Here is a 19,529-nt window from a genome sequence, read left to right as displayed (position 1 = left end):
CTTTTGTCCCGGCGGGCCTGTAGATGCTGTATCTGTTTCGCATGTTATTGATGGGTCTGCATTTTGCTGTAGCGGGTGTGCTCGGTGTGGTGCTTGGCCTGTGCCGACCGTTCAATCCGGATAACAGCCGTTTGTGCGCGCGTCTTTATGCCTGGCCAGCGATGTGTATTTTGCGTTTGCGGGTAAAGGCCGACGTCGATGGGCTGAAGAACAAGACGCAAAGCTGCGTGGTAATCGCCAACCATCAGTCCAACTACGATCTGTTTGTGCTGGGTAATGTGGTGCCGCACCGCACCGTGTGCATCGGCAAAAAAAGCCTGAAGTGGGTGCCGTTGTTCGGGCAGTTGTTCTGGTTGGCCGGTAATGTGCTGATCGACCGTGGCAATGCGCACAAGGCTCGGCAGTCGATGCTCACGACCACCAACACCTTGCAGCACAAGGACACCTCGATCTGGGTGTTCCCGGAAGGCACGCGCAACCTGGGTGAAGAATTGCTGCCATTCAAGAAAGGCGCGTTCCAGATGGCCATCGCTGCCGGGGTGCCAATCGTGCCGGTGTGCGTCAGCAGCTACATCAATCATATGCGCCTGAACCGCTGGCGCAGTGGCAAGATCCTGATCCGCTCGTTGCCGGCGATTCCTACTGCCGGCTTGAGCATGGACGACATGCCGATGCTGATCGCCCAGTGCCGTGAACAGATGCGCGAGTGCATTGAATCGATGGATCGACAGCTGCAAGCAGCCTGAATGAAGCCCGCCTCGTGCGGGCTTCTTTTTGCCGGCGAACTTCGCTGATTTTGCTGACTCTCAAGCTTAAGAGCAGGATAATCTGGTCATTGCCTGTCATTGCCATTTGCCAAGAAGAAGTGAATAAGAATTATGGGTAGAGTCGTTGCGGCTGCGGTCTACAGTGCCGGTAAGAGAGTCACCGATATCACCCTTGATGAGGGCGCCGCCTGGGCTGCAAAACCAGGCCACTTTGTATGGATCGGCCTCGAAGAGCCGAACGCCCAGGAGCTGGCCAACCTGCAACGCCAGTTCGGCCTGCACGAACTGGCGATTGAAGACGCCCTGGATAAACACAGCCGATCGAAGCTGGAAACCTTTGGCGATGCGCTGTTTATCGTCACGTACTCGCCGGTGCGCCATGAGGGCAAACTGGAGTTCATCGAAACCCACATCTTTGCCGGCAAGGGTTACATCATCACCTGCCGTAACGGTCACTCGGCGTCCTACGCGCATGTGCGCCAACGCTGTGAGGCGCGTCCGCTGTTGCTTGAGCACGGCGAAGATTTCGTGCTCTACGCCCTGCTCGATTTCGTCATCGCAAACTATCAGCCAGTGGGCGAAGCGATCCATAGCGAGATCGATGAGCTGGAGCGCAACGTGCTGTGCAGCACGCTCAACGAAAAGGACATTCAGAACCTTCATGGTTTGCGGCGCGACGTATTGCGCCTGCGCCGTTATGCGGCGCCGATGGTGGAGATCAGCGAAGAGCTGCAGAAGCTGAACTTCCCGTTCATCGACAAGAACATGCGCCCGTACTTTCGTGATGTGCAGATCCACGTCACGCGACAGATGGAAGACCTGACGACGTTACGTGATATTGCCAGCCAGACCATCGAGATTGGTGTATTGCTGGAAGCGGCCCGACAAAGCGTGGTGCAGCGCAAGTTTGCGGCCTGGGCGGCGATTCTGGCGTTCCCGACGGCGGTGGCCGGGATCTACGGGATGAACTTTCAGAACATGCCGGAGCTGAGCTGGCACTACGGCTATTTTGTGGTGATGGGGTTTATGACCGTGGGATGTTTCGCGTTGTGGGCGAGCTTCAAGCGGTCGGGGTGGTTATAACGGCAGGATGCATGGCGAGCGCTTCGCGCTCGATCGCGGGCAAGCCACGCTCCCACAGGTACACCTAAATCCTGTGGGAGTGTGGCTTGCCCGCGATGCTTTCAGGATTTAAACCGATTTGGTTTCGGGTTTGTGGGCCACAAACCGCATCATCCATTCGGCAACGGTGGTGCCGTGGTGCTCATTTGCCAGGCTTTCAATGCCTTTTTGATAGACCTGTTCGCCAAGGTGTTGCTGGCGAATTTCCAGCAACGCCCGCGAGTAATCGTGAATGAACTCCGGGTGGCCCTGGAAGCACAGCACCTGATCATTGATGTGATACGCGGCGTACGGGCAAAAGTCGCTGGACGCGATCACCGTAGCGTTTTCCGGTAGCGCGGTGACCTGATCCTGGTGACTGATCAGCAGTGTCAGTTCTTCCTTCACCGGGCTCATCCACGGCGCTTTGGCGGCCAGTTTGTACTTGTGGGTGCCGACACCCCAGCCCTGGGTCGCGCGCTCGCTTTTGCCACCCAGCAGCAGCGCCAGCAATTGATGGCCGAAGCACACGCCCAGCAGCTTGTCGCCGCGCTCATAGCGCGACAACAGGTAAGTCTTGAGGGTTTGAATCCACGGGTCGGTGCCGAACGAGTCAGCCTTGCTGCCGGTCACCAGATAGGCATCGAAACTCAGCTCATCGCTTGGGTATTCGCCCTGCATGACGTTGTAGACAGTGAATTCGGCAGCGATGGGTTGCTGCGAAAACAGACGCTGGAACATCTGCCCGTAACCCTGATATTGATCGACCAACTCTGGACGCAGGATGTCGGTTTCCAGAATGCAGATGCGTAACGACATAAAAAATACCTGACACGATAGAGGCGATAGTGCACACCCAGAGCCTGCCTTGAAACGCGGGGTCAGGCAAGCCCGGTGCGCACCGCCAATCCGTCAGAGCGACACCCTCAGAACAACGCGCCCTTCGCGGCTTTTTCCAGCAACAAAGCCGGCGGTGTGAAGCGCTCGCCGTACTGCTCGGCCAGGTATTGGGCACGGGCGACAAAATCCTTCACGCCGTATTGGTTGATGAACTGCAACGCCCCGCCCGTCCAGGCGGCGAAACCAATGCCGAAAATCGAACCGATGTTGGCATCGGCCGTCGACAGCAGCACGCCCTCCTCCACACAGCGCACGGTTTCGATGGCTTGCACAAACAGCAAGCGATCACGTACATCCTGTGGCGATATCTGTCCGTCAGCTTTCTCGAAACGCGTTTTCAGCTCTGGCCACAAATGTTTCTGTCCACCGGCCGGGTATTCATAGAAACCGCCACCCGCGGCTTTACCGGGACGCTGGCATTCGTTGAGCAGCAGATCGATCACCGCAAACGCCGGGTGCGCGGGCAGCGGTTTGCCTTCGGCTTGCAGGTCCTTGGCGGCTTGCTGACGGATATGGCTCATCAGGCTCAGGGAAACTTCGTCGGAGATCGCCAGCGGACCTATCGGCATTCCAGCCTTGCGCGCCTCGGTTTCGATCATCGGCGCCGAGATGCCTTCGCCGAGCATGGCGATACCTTCATTGGTAAACGTGCCGAACACTCGCGAGGTGAAGAAGCCACGGCTATCGTTGACCACGATTGGGGTTTTCTTGATTTGCAGGACGAAATCAAAACCACGGGCCAGGGTTTCATCGCTGGTATTGGCACCTTTGATGATTTCCACCAGCGGCATTTTGTCGACCGGGCTGAAGAAGTGCAGGCCGATGAATTTCGACTGATCCGGCACGGCGGTCGCCAGACCACTGATTGGCAAGGTCGAGGTGTTGGAAGCGATGACCGCATCGGCCCCGACGACTTTTTGTGCGGCCGACGAGACCCTGGCTTTCAGCTCGCGGTCTTCGAACACGGCTTCGATGATCAGATCACAGCCCGCCAGATCGGCGTCCTGCTCGCTGGTCTTGATCCGTGCCAGGGTGGCGTCACGCTGCGCTGCGCTTAGCTGGCCACGGGCGACTTTTTTGTCCAGCAGTGCCGCCGAATGAGCCTTGCCCTTCTCGGCTGCCGCCAGATTGATGTCCTTGAGCACCACGTCGATACCGGCCACGGCACTGACGTAGGCAATCCCGGCGCCCATCATGCCCGCGCCGAGCACTCCGAGTTTTTTCGTCGCGTGCGGCGCAAAACCCGCAGGACGCGAGCCGCCAGCGTTGATCTCGTTGAGCTGGAACCAGAAGGTGCCGATCATGTTCTTCGCCACCTGGCCGGTAGTCAGCTCGGTGAAGTAGCGGGTTTCGATCAACTGCGCCGTGTCGAAATCGACCTGAGCGCCCTCAACCGCGGCGCAGAGGATCTTCTCCGGCGCCGGCAGGCAACCCTGGGTTTTGCTGCGCAAAATCGACGGCGCGATGGCCAGCATCTGCGCGACTTTCGGGCTCGACGGTGTTCCGCCGGGAATCTGGTAACCGCTCATATCCCAAGGCTGCTTGACCGTCGGGTTGGCAGCAATCCAGGCGCGTGCCTTGGCCAGCAGTTCATCTCGATCCGCCGCCAGCTCATCGACCAAACCGGCTTGCAGGGCTTGTTGCGGCCGAACCTTCTTGCCTTCGAGCAGATACGGCAGCGCCTTCTCCAGACCCAGCAGGCGCACCATGCGCACTACCCCACCGCCACCCGGCAACAGCCCTAGCGTGACTTCCGGCAAACCGATCTGCACCGACGAATTGTCCAGCGCAATGCGGTGATGGCAGGCCAGACAGATTTCCCATCCGCCTCCCAGCGCTGCGCCATTGATCGCAGCGACTACCGGTTTGCCGAGCGTCTCCAGAGTCCTAAGCTGAGCCTTGAGCAGCAACACCATGTCGTAGAAGGCTTTGGCCTGAGGCTTGCCGACCTTGATCAGCTCGTTGAGATCGCCGCCGGCAAAGAAAGTTTTTTTCGCGGAGGTGATGATCACTCCGGCAATCGAGTCCTTGTCGGCCACCAGCCGCGCAACGCAATCAGCCATCGCCTCGCGGTACACCGCGTTCATGGTATTGGCGCTCTGGCCCGGCATGTCGATGGTCAGGACGACAATCTGGTCCTGACCTTTTTCGTAACGAATGGCATCAGTCATAAAGGTGCTTCCTTGAAGTCGGGGCTCAGAGGCGTTCGATGATGGTGGCAATGCCCATGCCGCCACCGACACAGAGGGTCGCCAGGCCGTAGCGCAACTGCCGCACTTCCAGTTCATCGAGCAAGGTGCCGAGGATCGCGCAACCGGTGGCGCCCAGCGGGTGGCCCATGGCGATAGAGCCGCCGTTGACGTTGACCTTGGCCGGATCGATGGCCATGTCCTTGATGAACTTGAGCACCACCGAGGCGAACGCTTCGTTGACCTCGAACAGATCGATGTCCTCGACCCGCAGCCCGGCCCTGGCCAAGGCCTTGCGAGTGGCCGGCGCCGGACCGGTGAGCATGATGGTCGGATCGGTGCTGGTGACCGCCGTGGCGACGATTCGCGCCCGTGGCTGCAAGCCCAGTGCCCGACCTTTGGCCTCAGAGCCGATCAACATCAGCGCCGCGCCGTCGACGATCCCCGAGCTGTTGCCGGGCGTGTGAACGTGATTGATTCGCTCCACATGGCTGTAGACCCGCAACGCGGTAGCGTCGAAGCCCATTTGCCCGAGCATCTCGAAGCTCGGCTTGAGCTTGCCCAAACCTTCCAGCGTCGACTCGGCGCGAATGAACTCATCATGATCCAGCAGGACGATGCCGTTCTGATCCTGCACCGGCACCAGGGATTTTTTGAACGAGCCGTCCGCCCGTGCCCGCGCAGCCTTCTGTTGAGAGTGCAGCGCGTAAGTATCGACGTCTTGACGGCTGAAGCCCTCAATCGTGGCGATCAGGTCGGCGCCCACGCCTTGCGGGGTGAAATGGCTGTGCAGGTTGGTCTGCGGATCCAGCGCCCAGGCACCACCGTCGCTGCCCATCGGCACCCGCGACATGGACTCGACGCCGCCGACCACCACCAGGTCCTCAAAACCGGAGCGGACTTTCATCGCCCCAAGATTCACCGCTTCCAGCCCGGATGCGCAGAAGCGGTTGATTTGCACACCCGCGACGCTAACGTCCCAGTCGGCCACCAGCGCCGCGGTTTTGGCGATATCGGCGCCCTGATCGCCAATCGGCGTGACACAGCCAATCACGATGTCATCAACCTCGCGGGTGTCGAGTTGCGTCCGCTGTTGCAGCGCACCGAGCAAGCCTGCCAGCAGGTTCACCGGTTTGACGCTGTGCAAGGCGCCGTCAGCCTTGCCACGGCCACGGGGCGTACGTAACGCGTCGAAAATCAAAGCTTGGGTCATGACGTCCTCGTACCGCTGGGCAGGTGAATAATTAGCGAGTTCTCACCTTAGGCTCAGCAGCGGCGGATTCAATGACCGAAGCGCTCAACGGCCTTGACGGTCACGCTCAGACGAACGGTAGTCAGCTATCGGATTAATCGATGCAGGTCACGGAACGGTCTAGCAAAAGGCCGGTAAAGCAGCTGGCAGTATGCCTCATAGCTTTTTAGAAGCAGTTTGCTCTTAGTTGATACTAAATGGATCTAAAGCACAGCCTGCGGGGCCCCTAAGGTAAACCTTACGAAGTTGTCGTCGGGTTTTGCCGAGGCGCTCGTGAGAAAGGAATTACAGCGCTTTGCCGTCATGGAGAAATGCAGGCAAGCATTCGACGCTCAGGAAATAACAAAAAAAGGCAAACAGCCATGTTCAAACATTCGAAAGTGCGTCAAGCCGGGCTCATTTTGTTCGCCACTACGCTGCTACTGATTTTGCCGAACCTTACCAAGGTGATCGGATAATCAAGCGTGGTTGTTGACGACGCCTCACTAAAAAACTGACTCGCTCGCTTTCCGGGCCTGCATGTGTGTGCCAACCTTTACGGCATACCTTCGACAGGATGGCGATCACTTGAAAGCTCTACTTTTGCTTGGGGCCTTGCTGCTCAGCACGCCCTCGTATGCCGCACAGCTGGTGCTCGACCTGGGTACCGGCAGCCGAACCTGGAAAACCGAGGAGCTGCTCAAGCATCCTCAGGTCCAGACGATTCAAATCACCGACGATGTTTCCTACAAAAGGAACATGAGTTATCGCGCGGTGCCGCTGGCGGTATTGTTGACTGGCATCAAGGCTGACGACCACTTGCAAGCCGTGGCCCTGGACGGTTTTGCTGCCGAACTGGCTGCCGCACCGTTGCTCAACACGGTGGGTGCGCAGGCGTGGCTGGCCATTGAAGACCCGGTCAACCCTTGGCCAGCGCTGGCGGAAGGCAAACCCAGTGCCGGACCGTTTTATCTGGTGTGGACCAACCCTCAGGCTGGCCATATCAGCCCTGAGCAATGGCCATTCCAGGTCGCCAGTATCAAACGCCTGGCGGCGGTCGGCGTACGCTTCCCTGCCCTGCTTCCAGACCCGGCGCTCGCCGCCAATGACCCGGTGAATCTGGGCTATGCGTTGTTCCAGAAAAACTGCCTGGCGTGCCACCGCCTGAACGGCGCGGGCGATGCGCAGTTTGGTCCGGACCTGAACATTCCCTTCAGCCCTACCGAGTACTTTGGCGCTGAATTCCTCAAACGCTATATCCGCGACCCGCAAAGCTTGCGCCAATGGCCACAGGCAAAAATGCCGGGGTTCTCGACACAGGTATTATCGGATGAGGAACTGACGTTGCTGGTGGGGTATTTGAAGCATATGGCGGGGCGTAAACAGCAGCCCTGAGCCTACGATCGGTTCCCACGCGTGGGAACGATCAATTCGGTTGGGGTTTGAAGCCTTGGGACAATAGCCACCCGCGCACCACCCGCTCCTGCTCCACCGTCAAACCTTCCAACGCCTGGTCAGCCGGCTCGGTTTGCAATCGCCGCAGCAAAGGTGCCAACTCAACCCCTTGCACATGCCAGATCCCCAACGGCTGATCCGCCGTGATCACCACCTCGGCCTCATCGACAAACCCATCGTGTAGCACCGGCGCCCGCTCAATGCTCAGAGACGCAAAATCTGCGGGTGCATGAGCCAGCTCCGTGTCTGGCCACTGTCGACGTGCACGCCAGAACGGTTGCTCCGACCAGCGCAGTTCGTCGGCATAAAAGTCCCGACCAATGCGCGCAAAGCGCAAGAACAGTTGCTCGACCCGTTGTTGATGGAAGCGCTGGGCCAAGGCAGCCCGCTCAGGTTTAGCCAGCAAGGTGTTGATCACCACCGGCGCCTGCAAGGCTGAGGACAGGGATTGAAAGATGCCGTTGCCTGACAGTGGATCAACCGCCATGGCCGCATCGCCAACCCGAACCCAGTTATCGCCGCACACCTGCGGATTGAGAATCGCCGTGCTGCTGCGGGCGTGCAGTTGCAGGTCGATTTCAGGATGCGATCCGAAAAAATCGATGGCCAACGGCGAGTCCTGCCGGCGCTGGCGACAGTAGTCGAGCAACTGCGCTTTGCCCGGCAATTCGGCGCTGGCCACATCCACGGTCAACTGCCAATAACATTGACCGTCGGCCCGCCGTGCCATCCAGGCCCAACCGTCCGGCAAACTTTCCACCGCGCTGGCGGTGCTGCCTGGTGCGCCCTGCCAACGGTTGAGCAGGCTGACCGTCTCCGGTCCACGTTGCCCTTTGCCAAGCGCTGGCGCCTGACGACCGCGAGCCTCCACCAGAAACTCGCTGTTCAGCTCAGCATGACCTTCGACCTCAACCCGATGGCCCGACGCCTGGGAGTGAACCGCCAACACCCGGCCTTCGATCAACTCGACGCCGGCCAGGCGCAAATCCTCACGCAGGCCGCGATCAAAGCTCGGCCGATCCAGCAGAAACTCGATGTTTTGCGCATGCTGCTGGCCGTTCCACGACACCTGTCGCTGCGACGGCAACGCCACCTGCGCCAGTGCCTGATTCAATCCTGCACCGCGCAGGGCTTCGAGCACCCGCTGCGAAACACCTTCAAGCGCCGCAAAACGACGCCAGTCACTGACCAGCGTCACCGCATAACCCAGCCGGCGCAGACCCAACGCCACCGCCGCGCCCGCAGGCCCGGCGCCGAGAATCAGGATGGCGCTCATTGCCAGACTCGCCGCTCAGGTCCGCGATAACGGGCGTTGTCTCGTAGCCATTCAAGGACCTGCGCATTGCTCGCGTCGAGGTGCCCGGCAAGGAAGTTGGCGATATGCCCGGTCAACGCCGCGCAACCGAGACTGGCACCGGATTGCCCTGGGTACATGCCCTGAACACAGGCGGCAAAGTCGGCCTGCTGGCTGTTGAGCCACGACCATTCGTGCTCGCCGCAACGGGCATCGCCGGTCACCCGCAACACCTGTGGGTAACTCGCCGGGTACACGCCTTCGCCTTGCGCCGGGCTCGAGGCGCACAGCAAAACACCACGGGCCAATGCCGCCGAACAGGCTTCACGCAACAGATTGCGGTCCTGACGCAAGCCCAGGCTAAGGTTGATCACTCGCACGTCTTGCGTCACCAGCCAATCGATCGCCGTGGCAATCTGCAAGGCGCTGGTGACCCCACGCTGGTCGAACACTTGCGCGACGCAAAACCGTGCCGAGGCTGCACGCCGGCTGATCGCCTCGACGACTGCGCTGCCGTGGCCGAGCGGATCGTCACGCAGTTCGTCTTCGGCGAGTCCGTCCTCGACCAGGTAAAACCGTCGCCCGGAGCTCACTTGTCCGCGTTGTGCCACGGAATGTCCGCTGTCGACCACGCCAATCCTTAGCTCAAGCTTCATGCAGCACCTTAACTTGCGTCAGCACGCCGTCAAACAACTCAAAGCGCAGATCCGCATCGGCCAGGGTCGAGGGGCGATGGCTGATCAGGATTCGTGTACGTCCGGCAAACAGTCGATCGATGGCCTCGATGACTTCCCGTTCAGTGGCCTCATCGACCGCCGAGGTGGCTTCATCGAGCACCAGAATCAGCGGATCCTGCAACAGCGCACGGGCGATGGCAATCCGCTGTTTCTGTCCGCCGGACAACTGCTGACCGCGCTCGCCCAACGGACTGTCGAGGCCTTCGGGCAGGGACGCGATCAGGCTGTCGAGCTGCGCCAGCCGCGCCACTTCGGCCACCGCCTCACGACTGGCGTCCGGCACCGCATAGGCGAGGTTATCCGCCAGGCTGCCGCGAAACAGCACGATGTCCTGGCTGACCACAGCGATCCGCCGACGCAACTCGAACAATGCAAGCTCGCGCAGGTCGATCCCGTCCAGCAGCACCCGACCAGACTGCGGGTCGTGATGCCGCTGTAGCAGGTCGATCAGCGTCGACTTGCCAACCCCGGAGCCGCCGCTCAGGGCAACTTTCAAACCGTAGGGAATCCGCGCGTCGATCCCGCGTAAGGTCGTCGGCCGCCCGGGATGGCTGAAGTGCACCGCCTCAAAACACAGTTCGCCAGAGCTCGGCATTGGCTGCGGTGCGACCGGTGTGACGACGCTCGGCTGTTCACCCCGCAGCTCCATCACCCGACCGAGGCTGACGGTCATCCGTTGAATCGCCACGTACAACCCGAGCAAGCTCTGCACCGGCCCGACCGCCATCCCCAGATACGTCGAAAACGCGATCAACGCGCCGAGCTGCCACGTACCCTGCACCACCCAGTAACCGCCAATCAAAAACGCACAGGCCCGCGACAACGAAGTCAGTGTGCCGGGCACCGCCTGGGTGAAAAACTCGGTGACTTGCAGGCGCAGTAACTGGCTCATGTAGCCCTGCCCCAATGTTTCGAGGCGCCGTGCTTCGCGCTGTTGCTGGCCAGCCGACTGAATGAATTTCATCACTGGCAAGGTTTCGACCATGAACGAGGACATGTCCGCCGAACGCTCACGCAACTGCCGCACATCACGCTCGACCTTGCGCCGCATCCAGCGCAGCCAGAGCACATCCAGCGGGATCAGCACCAACGCCAGCAGCGAGAGTTTCCACGACAGGGTCAGCAACATCGCCACCGCGCAGACCAGACCGATGACGCTGGAAACCGCCGAGAACAGCGAGTCGACGGCAAAGCGCTGGATCTCCGCGACATCACCGTCGAGACGCGACATCAGGTCGCCGATCCGCCGTTGCCCGTAGAAGCTTGGCGACAAGGTCTGCAAATGCCGATAGAGGTCGTCGCGCAGGGCAAACAGAATGCGCCCTGACAATCGTGTGTGCAGGTAGCGATTGATCCCCGACAACGCGGTGCCAAGCAATCCGGCGACGATCATCAAACCGGCGATCAGCACCAGCATGGAAAAGTTATGCGCCAATAGCCCATCGTCAATCAGCAATTTAGTCAGCCAGGGCTGCACCAGCACCAGCAACGAGGCGCACACCGACAACCCGAGCAGCCCGGCAATCGCCAGCCGATGCGGGCGCACGAAGCCGTACAGCCACTGTAAGGCGGCGTCCAGTGCCTGGGGGTTGTGACTGTCGACCAGCCTGACGATCAAGCGCCGCATCAGCTGCGCAACTGTTTGAGCTTGCGATACAGCGTCGCTCGACTGATGCCCAGCGCATCGGCCGTCGCCGAAACGTTGCCGTGATGATTGTCGAGGGACTGGCGGATCAGCTCCAGTTCGTTCTCGCGGATACTGCCGCAGGTCGAACGCTCGCAGGCATTCAACTCGTCGAGCATGCTGTCGGGCAAATGCTCCAGGCTCAGCACGCTTTCACCGGGTTCGCGCATCGCCAGCGCGGTACGCAGCACCATTTCCAGCTGACGGATGTTGCCTGGCCAGTGGTAACCGGCGAGCAGGCTGCTCAGGTCGTCCTTGAGCTTGACCATCGGGGCATCGAGTTTGCCGAGCAGACGGTTCACCAACTCACTGAAATCATCGCGCTCACGCAGCGCCGGCAGCATCACGCTGATGCCATTGACCCGGTAGAACAGGTCTTCACGAAAGTGTTTTTCCTCGACCAGACGCTTGAGGTCGCGGTGAGTCGCGCAGATCAGCGCCACGTCAATGTCTTGCTCTTCACCGGCGCCCAGCGGTGCGACCTTGCGATCCTGCAACACCCGCAACAGGCGTGCTTGCAGTGCCAGCGGCATGTCGCCGACTTCATCGAGGAACAGCGTGCCGCCATGGGCCTGTTGCAAACGGCCGATCATCCCGCCGCGCCGCGAGCCGGTGAACGCGCCTTCGCGGTAGCCGAACAGTTCCGACTCGATCAGGCCTTCGGGAATCGCCGCACAATTGACCGCAACGAAGGGTTTGTCGCAACGGCTGCCGGCCATGTGCAATGCCCGGGCGATGACTTCCTTGCCGGTGCCGGTTTCCCCCAGCAGCAACACCGGCAACTCATTGGCCAGGCCTTGCCGGGCCATCCGCAACGCACGCGCATACCGCGCATTGCTGCCGGCCAGGGATTCGAGATTGGGTTGAGGTTTTGGATTTTTGACGACACTGCGTGGAGTGCTGGTGACATTGATCGAACGCTGCGGCGCACGCAGGGTTTTGTAGAAAAATTCGCCTTTGGCGGTTTGCAGACTGCCGATCCCGCCTTGTTGCAGACGCGCCAGCAGTTGCAGGCCATCTACCCCGAGAAACTCTTCGCAGCGGTGACCAACCAAGGCTGAACGCTCGGCATTGAGCAACTGACAGGCCTGGGCGCTGACCGCCAGAATCTGCCCGCCGAGGCTCACCGCCAACAGCCCTTGCCAGGGCGATTCGAGGTACTGTCGACGGCTATGAAAGGCCAGCACGATCTGTTCGGGGAAGCTGGCGTTGAACACCCGGCTTTCAATCTGACTGACTGCCATCGCCAACAACGCGGTGCTGTCATGCGCCCGGCCCAACGGGCCTTCGCGGGTCAGATCGAGTACGCCCAGGATGTCGCCTTGAGGGCAGTGAATCGGCACCGAACTGCAGGAGAAATCGCTGAGACGATCGAGGTAATGTTCGCCGCAGTCGATCAGCGTCGGCCGGGCTTCCACCAGCGCAGTGCCGAGGGCGTTGGTGCCACGAGCAGCTTCGCTCCAGCAGGCGCCCAGGGTGATGTCTTGCAGGCCGCTGCCCTTGAGGCGGTCGGCGCGGCCTTCGACCGCGAGAATGGTCGCCTCGGAATTGGCGAGGATGATCAGCCCTTCCTTGCCCTGACGCTCGGCCAGGTAATCGATGGCCGGCATCGCGGCGTCGATCAGCAAGCGATTGCTCGCCAGCAACACCTCAAGACTCGCGCTCGATTCCAGCGCCAACTCATGCTTGCCATTGAAGTGCACGCCATGGCTTAAGCTGCGCCGCCATGAGGCATCGATTTCAGCGCGCAACACCCCGTTCGGGACTTCGCCTTCAAGGTGAAGTTTCTCCCGGGCCAGCCGGGCTTCATGTTGCGGTTGTGGCGTTATTGTTTTTATAAGAGTCATCAAGCGCTCCGGATTGGTCCGCCCAGTCTCTGGCCGGTTCACTTCCCGACATGCGACGAAGCACGCACGTCATGGGGAAATATCTACCCGGTTCAGATGGCAGTAAAGGGAAGTTTGCCCGAGACCTCGGACAGCCCTTCCCTCACGCAAAACCTGCGCCATGGGAATTCGGCGCCAGCGCTTATCTTTACGTTAACGTCAAGAGACTGGCAAGTGCCGTAGAGCGCCTGACTCGGTGTTCATGAGCAATATGACTCGCGTTGCGATTCGATCAGGGTCAATGCCGCCGACCAGGCCAGCTCGATAATGTTTTCGGCATCGTCCTGTTCGAACTGTTCAGCCGTGTGGACACAGACCTCCGGCGACGGAAAATTCAGTTCACACCCGCCCGCCAACGCCTGTACCTGCGCCTGGCAGGCACGCTCCAGAAAGTAAATTTCCTGAAACGCGTGAGCCACACTGGCGCCACCCACCAACAGTCCGTGATTGCGCAGGATCATCGCCTTGTGCGGTCCCAGGTCGGCAATCAACCGCTCGCGCTCGTCCAGCGACAAAGCGATACCTTCATAGGTGTGATAAGCCAGCTTGCCGTAGAACTTCAGTGCGTGTTGAGTGATCGGTAGCAGGCCCCGCTTCTGCGCAGCCACCGCCATGCCCGCCGCCGTGTGGGTGTGGATCACGCAGTTCAGATCGGAACGCGCCATGTGGATCGCCGAATGGATCACGAAGCCCGCCGTGTTGACCCGATGATCCGCATACGCCGGATCGACAATTCGGCCCTGTTGGTCGATGCGCACCAGATCCGAGGCGCGCATGCGATCAAAGATCACCCCGTAGCGATTGATCAGGAAGTGATGTTCGGGTCCTGGAATCCGTAATGTGATGTGGGTGTCGATCAGGTCGGTCATGCGAAAGTGCGCAACCAACCGATACAGGGCCGCCAACTCGCAGCGGGCCTGCCATTCAATGGTGTTCATGTGCTCGGGCTTATCCACCAAATCACCTCTTTTTGTGTGTGATGGCGAGCGGGTTGCCCTTGGACGGGCAAAGCGCAGACGCCGGGTATCAACAGCACGGTGTGCTTGTGAGCTTTATCGCGGCCGGGCTAGGATTAGTCAATTTTCAAATTCTTAACCTAACTATTAGCCTGGCTAATAGCAGGATTCCTTATGCCCTCACCCCTCCCCCAATCCAGCCGACGCTTTCTCAATGACCGGCTCGACTGGAACCTGTTGCGCACCTATCTGGTGATCGCCCAGGAAGGCAGCATGAGCCGCGCTGCTGCACGCCTGCACATCACACAATCGGCGGTGAGCCAGGCGCTCAAGCGTCTTGAAGAGCAACTCGACTGCGTGCTGATTGTCCGTAGCGGCCGGCGTTTCGACCTCACCGAAACCGGTGAAGAAGTGCTGCGTATCGCGGCCGATGTCTATGGTGATATTTCGCGCCTGGGGCCGGTGATCGAGAGTCCTCACGATGACGTGGTGGGCAAGGTGCGGATCCTGACCATCAGCGGTATCCAGTCCCCGCACTACGATGAGTTCCTCGCGGACTTCCATAAGAGCCATCCGAATGTCGAACTGGAAGTCGAGGTGATGGGCAGTTCGAACATCATCAGTGCCCTGCTGCAAAAGACTGCGACGGTCGGCATCGGTTTATCCCGACTGCCGCAACCGCGGCTGGAGCAACGGGTGCTGTTTCGCGAGCGATATGGGTACTTCTGCGGCCAACGCCACCGTTTGTTCGGGCAGACAAATCTGAGGCTGGAACAACTTGCCGCCGAGCACTTCGTCAGCTTCACCAGCGACCAGTTGGGCGGCAACCTTTCGCCGCTGACGCTGTTTCGCGACCAGCAAGGCTTTACCGGCAAGATCGTCGCATCATCGACCAGCTTCGAAGAGATTCACCGGCTGATCTGCGCAGGGTTTGGGATCGGCTGTTTACCCGTTCACCTGGTGCTGCGAGATGTCGAGCAGGGGTTGCTATGGCGTTTGCCGCCTGAGGAGGGTGTGGTGGATCTGGATATTCGGTTGCTCTGGAATCGCGAGCAGAAAATGACTCAGGCCGAAACAGTGTTCCTGGAAAGCTTCCAGCACCTGCTCAACAGGCATGAGCAGGTGCTGTAGCTTTCAGCGCGTCAAACGTGAGGATCGCTGGGTGGTTTGCTCGGGCTCGCGTATTGCGGCTTCAGGTGACCGTCCTTGTCCAGCAGCCACGCATCCATGATCTGCCGCACCACAGGGCCGGCAACGCGACCGCCGGCCTCGCCGTTCTCGATCATCACCGAGATCACGATCTGCGGATGTTCGGCCGGGGCGAAACCGACGAACAAGGCGTTGTCGCGGTTACGCTCGCGGGTCTTCAAACGGTCGTAACGCTCGCCCTGTTTGATTGCCACCACTTGTGCAGTGCCGCTCTTGCCTGCAATCCGGTATTGCGCCCCCACGGCCGCCGCACGGGCGATACCGCGCGGATCGTGCATAACCATCTGCATGCCGTGGTTGACCTGCTCCCAGTCGTGTGGATTTTTCAGCAGGATGTTCGGCATCGGATGCTCATCCACCGGTGCCACGCCATCGATCGTCTTGGCCAGATGCGGTCGGTTCCACACCCCTTTGTTGGCGATCAGCGCAGTCGCCTGAGCCAGTTGTAGCGGTGTCACCTGCATATAACCCTGGCCAATCCCAAGGATCACCGTTTCACCGGGGAACCACGGCTGACGGCGAGTAGCGCGCTTCCATGCCTGGGACGGCATCAGCCCGGGGGACTCTTCGAACATGTCCAGCGAGACTTTTTCGCCAAGGCCGAACATCGCCATGTAATCGTGCAGGCGATCAATGCCGAGTTTGTGTGCCAGGTCGTAAAAATAGGTGTCGTTGGAACGCATGATCGCTGCGTCCATGTCGACCCAGCCGTCGCCGCTGTGATTCCAGTTACGGTATTTATGGTCGAAGTCCGGCAGTTGGTAGTAACCCGGATCAAAGACCCTGGTGGACGCCGTCACCACGCCGGTGTCGAGCCCGGCAATCGCCACTTCCGGCTTGATCGTCGAGCCTGGCGCATACAACCCACGCAAGACCCGGTTAAACAGTGGGCGGTCAATGGAGTCATGCAGCGCCGCGTATTCCTTGAAGCTGATGCCGGTGACGAACAGGTTCGGGTCAAAGCTCGGTTTGCTGACCATTGCCAGCACTTCACCAGTGGCCGGATCGAGAGCAACCACTGAACCACGGCGGTCGCCCAGCGCGTCTTCTGCCGCTTCCTGAAGCTTTACATCGAGGCTGAGCACGATGTTTTTTCCAGGGATCGGATCAGTGTGCTTGAGCACTCGCAGCACCCGGCCCTGGGCATTGGTTTCGACCTCTTCATAGCCGACATGGCCATGCAGCTCGGACTCGTAGAATTTTTCGATACCGGTCTTGCCGATCGACTGGGTACCGCGGTACTCGACGGTATCCAGTGCCTTGGATTCTTTCTCGTTGATACGCCCGACATAACCGATCGAGTGGGCGAAATGCGCACCCAGCGGGTAGTTGCGCACGAACTGCGGTTCAACGTCGATTCCTGGGAGGCGGAACTCGTTCACCGCCAGTGTCGCAATCTGCTCTTCGGTCAGTTCGTAAAACAAGGTGACCGGAACAAAGGGATGGCGCGCCTGCTTCATTGCCTTATCAAACAGTGCGCGGTCTTCAGCAGGCAAGTGCAACAGATTGACTACCGAGTCCAGCTCGCCTTTCACATCGGTTGCGCGTTCGCGGGTGATGATCAGGTTGTAGCTTGGCCGATTATCGGCCAGCAGTACGCCGTTGCGGTCATAGATCAGGCCGCGAGTCGGGGTAATGGGCAGGACATGTACCCGGTTGTTTTCAGAGATCGTCGAGTGATAGTCAAACTCGACCACTTGCAGGACGTACATGCGCACAACCAGCGCGCAGGTAATTGCAACCACGAACAGCGCGCAGGCCAACAGCCGTTTGTTGACCAGGCGCGTTTCTTTTTCGTGGTCCTTGATCGGAATCGGTTCGGGCATTTCTACAGCAACTCTTTGACCGGGTTAAACGCCATTCCCTGCGCGTGACATCAGTCCATTAAAAAACGAGCTGCACCATACCAAAAACTGCGCGACCACTTTAGAGGGAATTTCCCAAGTGGCTGTCCTTGACGGCCAAAACGACGGTCGGACGTTGGTGCAGCCGATGAGCACTTTCTCGCAGGCAAAACAAAACCCCAACTGCTTTCGCAATTGGGGTTTCGGAATTTAATCTTGACGATGACCTACTCTCACATGGGGAAACCCCACACTACCATCGGCGATGCATCGTTTCACTGCTGAGTTCGGGATGGGATCAGGTGGTTCCAATGCTCTATGGTCGTCAAGAAATTCAGGTACTGAGTCGTGACCTGTTGGTCTCGCTTCAGCAAATTGGGTATGTGATAGATCTCGGTGTTTGTGAGCAGCTCGAACTTTCGGTTCGTTTCGTCTTCACACACCGCAATCTGGCCTCTTTCGAGTTCGCAAATTGCTTGGGTGTTATATGGTCAAGCCTCACGGGCAATTAGTATTGGTTAGCTCAACGCCTCACAGCGCTTACACACCCAACCTATCAACGTCGTAGTCTTCGACGGCCCTTCAGGGGACTCAAGGTCCCAGTGAGATCTCATCTTGAGGCTAGTTTCCCGCTTAGATGCTTTCAGCGGTTATCTATTCCGAACATAGCTACCCGGCAATGCCACTGGCGTGACAACCGGAACACCAGAGGTTCGTCCACTCCGGTCCTCTCGTACTAGGAGCAGCCCCTCTCAAATCTCAAACGTCCACGGCAGATAGGGACCGAACTGTCTCACGACGTTCTAAACCCAGCTCGCGTACCACTTTAAATGGCGAACAGCCATACCCTTGGGACCGGCTTCAGCCCCAGGATGTGATGAGCCGACATCGAGGTGCCAAACACCGCCGTCGATATGAACTCTTGGGCGGTATCAGCCTGTTATCCCCGGAGTACCTTTTATCCGTTGAGCGATGGCCCTTCCATACAGAACCACCGGATCACTAAGACCTACTTTCGTACCTGCTCGACGTGTCTGTCTCGCAGTCAAGCGCGCTTTTGCCTTTATACTCTACGACCGATTTCCGACCGGTCTGAGCGCACCTTCGTACTCCTCCGTTACTCTTTAGGAGGAGACCGCCCCAGTCAAACTACCCACCATACACTGTCCTCGATCCGGATAACGGACCTGAGTTAGAACCTCAAAGTTGCCAGGGTGGTATTTCAAGGTTGGCTCCACGCGAACTGGCGTCCACGCTTCAAAGCCTCCCACCTATCCTACACAAGCAAATTCAAAGTCCAGTGCAAAGCTATAGTAAAGGTTCACGGGGTCTTTCCGTCTAGCCGCGGATACACTGCATCTTCACAGCGATTTCAATTTCACTGAGTCTCGGGTGGAGACAGCGCCGCCATCGTTACGCCATTCGTGCAGGTCGGAACTTACCCGACAAGGAATTTCGCTACCTTAGGACCGTTATAGTTACGGCCGCCGTTTACCGGGGCTTCGATCAAGAGCTTCGCGTTAGCTAACCCCATCAATTAACCTTCCGGCACCGGGCAGGCGTCACACCCTATACGTCCACTTTCGTGTTTGCAGAGTGCTGTGTTTTTAATAAACAGTCGCAGCGGCCTGGTATCTTCGACCGGCATGGGCTTACGGAGCAAGTCCTTCACCCTCACCGGCGCACCTTCTCCCGAAGTTACGGTGCCATTTTGCCTAGTTCCTTCACCCGAGTTCTCTCAAGCGCCTTGGTATTCTCTACCCAACCACCTGTGTCGGTTTGGGGTACGGTTCCTGGTTACCTGAAGCTTAGAAGCTTTTCTTGGAAGCATGGCATCAACCACTTCGTGTTCTAAAAGAACACTCGTCATCAGCTCTCGGCCTTAGAATCCCGGATTTACCTAAGATTCCAGCCTACCACCTTAAACTTGGACAACCAACGCCAAGCTGGCCTAGCCTTCTCCGTCCCTCCATCGCAATAACCAGAAGTACAGGAATATTAACCTGTTTTCCATCGACTACGCTTTTCAGCCTCGCCTTAGGGACCGACTAACCCTGCGTCGATTAACGTTGCGCAGGAAACCTTGGTCTTTCGGCGTGGGTGTTTTTCACACCCATTGTCGTTACTCATGTCAGCATTCGCACTTCTGATACCTCCAGCAAGCTTCTCAACTCACCTTCACAGGCTTACAGAACGCTCCTCTACCGCATCACCTAAGTGATACCCGTAGCTTCGGTGTATGGTTTGAGCCCCGTTACATCTTCCGCGCAGGCCGA

The 19,529-nt window shown here is 59.0% G+C and carries 13 protein-coding genes and 2 rRNA genes (1 of these 15 cut by a window edge); 4 read left to right on the top strand and 11 right to left on the bottom strand.

What is annotated here, in order from left to right:
* The first annotated feature begins 23 nt into the window (after positions 1-23).
* Entirely contained in the window at positions 24-746 is a 723-nt protein-coding gene (locus AABM55_RS09465; protein WP_054593307.1) for a 1-acylglycerol-3-phosphate O-acyltransferase, read from the top strand.
* A gap of 132 nt (positions 747-878) precedes the next feature.
* Complete coding sequence (locus AABM55_RS09460; protein WP_054593308.1) at positions 879-1,850, top strand: magnesium and cobalt transport protein CorA; 972 nt, start codon at positions 879-881, stop codon at positions 1,848-1,850.
* A gap of 108 nt (positions 1,851-1,958) precedes the next feature.
* On the opposite strand, the gene AABM55_RS09455 is transcribed toward AABM55_RS09460, so the two are convergent.
* The 3 genes from AABM55_RS09455 to AABM55_RS09445 all read right to left on the bottom strand — a co-directional run bounded on the left by AABM55_RS09455 (position 1,959) and on the right by AABM55_RS09445 (position 6,170).
* On the bottom strand, positions 1,959-2,687 hold the full coding sequence (locus tag AABM55_RS09455; RefSeq protein WP_347929398.1) for an amidotransferase: 729 nt from the start codon (positions 2,685-2,687) through the stop codon (positions 1,959-1,961).
* 107 nt (positions 2,688-2,794) lie between these two features.
* The gene (locus AABM55_RS09450) at positions 2,795-4,939 is read right to left on the bottom strand and encodes a 3-hydroxyacyl-CoA dehydrogenase NAD-binding domain-containing protein (protein WP_347929397.1); all 2,145 of its coding nucleotides are present in this window, start codon (positions 4,937-4,939) and stop codon (positions 2,795-2,797) included.
* A gap of 25 nt (positions 4,940-4,964) precedes the next feature.
* The gene (locus AABM55_RS09445) at positions 4,965-6,170 is read right to left on the bottom strand and encodes an acetyl-CoA C-acetyltransferase (RefSeq protein ID WP_347929396.1); all 1,206 of its coding nucleotides are present in this window, start codon (positions 6,168-6,170) and stop codon (positions 4,965-4,967) included.
* 558 nt (positions 6,171-6,728) lie between these two features.
* Between AABM55_RS09445 and AABM55_RS09440 the strand changes: the two genes are divergently transcribed.
* On the top strand, positions 6,729-7,583 hold the full coding sequence (locus AABM55_RS09440) for a cytochrome c (protein ID WP_347929395.1): 855 nt from the start codon (positions 6,729-6,731) through the stop codon (positions 7,581-7,583).
* A gap of 31 nt (positions 7,584-7,614) precedes the next feature.
* Here AABM55_RS09440 and AABM55_RS09435 read toward each other — a convergent pair whose 3' ends face one another.
* The 5 genes from AABM55_RS09435 to AABM55_RS09415 form a co-directional block, all read right to left on the bottom strand.
* Complete coding sequence (locus tag AABM55_RS09435) at positions 7,615-8,919, bottom strand: FAD-dependent monooxygenase (protein ID WP_347929394.1); 1,305 nt, start codon at positions 8,917-8,919, stop codon at positions 7,615-7,617.
* Entirely contained in the window at positions 8,916-9,593 is a 678-nt protein-coding gene (locus AABM55_RS09430; RefSeq protein WP_347929393.1) for a S8 family serine peptidase, read from the bottom strand. The genes AABM55_RS09435 and AABM55_RS09430 overlap by 4 nt, the downstream gene beginning before the upstream one ends.
* Positions 9,583-11,301 (bottom strand): ABC transporter ATP-binding protein, encoded by a 1,719-nt coding sequence (locus AABM55_RS09425; RefSeq protein WP_347929392.1) that lies wholly within the window; start codon positions 11,299-11,301, stop codon positions 9,583-9,585. Before AABM55_RS09425 ends, AABM55_RS09430 begins: the two co-directional genes overlap by 11 nt.
* Positions 11,301-13,205 carry a sigma-54-dependent Fis family transcriptional regulator gene (locus AABM55_RS09420; RefSeq protein ID WP_347929391.1) on the bottom strand — a complete coding sequence of 635 codons (1,905 nt, stop codon included), beginning with the start codon at positions 13,203-13,205 and terminating at the stop codon, positions 11,301-11,303. Before AABM55_RS09420 ends, AABM55_RS09425 begins: the two co-directional genes overlap by 1 nt.
* A gap of 239 nt (positions 13,206-13,444) precedes the next feature.
* Entirely contained in the window at positions 13,445-14,200 is a 756-nt protein-coding gene (locus AABM55_RS09415) for a class II aldolase/adducin family protein (RefSeq protein ID WP_347929390.1), read from the bottom strand.
* Between the two features lie 174 nt (positions 14,201-14,374).
* On the opposite strand from AABM55_RS09415, the gene AABM55_RS09410 reads away from it, so the two are divergent.
* Complete coding sequence (locus AABM55_RS09410) at positions 14,375-15,331, top strand: LysR family transcriptional regulator (protein ID WP_347929389.1); 957 nt, start codon at positions 14,375-14,377, stop codon at positions 15,329-15,331.
* Between the two features lie 11 nt (positions 15,332-15,342).
* On the opposite strand, the gene mrdA is transcribed toward AABM55_RS09410, so the two are convergent.
* The 3 genes from mrdA to AABM55_RS09395 form a co-directional block, all read right to left on the bottom strand.
* Positions 15,343-17,235 carry a penicillin-binding protein 2 gene (gene mrdA, locus AABM55_RS09405; protein WP_054596418.1) on the bottom strand — a complete coding sequence of 631 codons (1,893 nt, stop codon included), beginning with the start codon at positions 17,233-17,235 and terminating at the stop codon, positions 15,343-15,345.
* Between the two features lie 232 nt (positions 17,236-17,467).
* Positions 17,468-17,583: ribosomal RNA gene (rrf, locus tag AABM55_RS09400) — 5S ribosomal RNA — on the bottom strand.
* A 157-nt stretch (positions 17,584-17,740) separates the two neighbouring features.
* Positions 17,741-19,529, bottom strand: a 23S ribosomal RNA gene (locus AABM55_RS09395) (it continues 1,103 nt past the right edge of the window).

It is taken from the genome of Pseudomonas helvetica, from assembly GCF_039908645.1.
Lineage (GTDB): Bacteria > Pseudomonadota > Gammaproteobacteria > Pseudomonadales > Pseudomonadaceae > Aquipseudomonas > Aquipseudomonas helvetica.
This window is presented reverse-complemented; position numbering and strand designations above follow the sequence as displayed.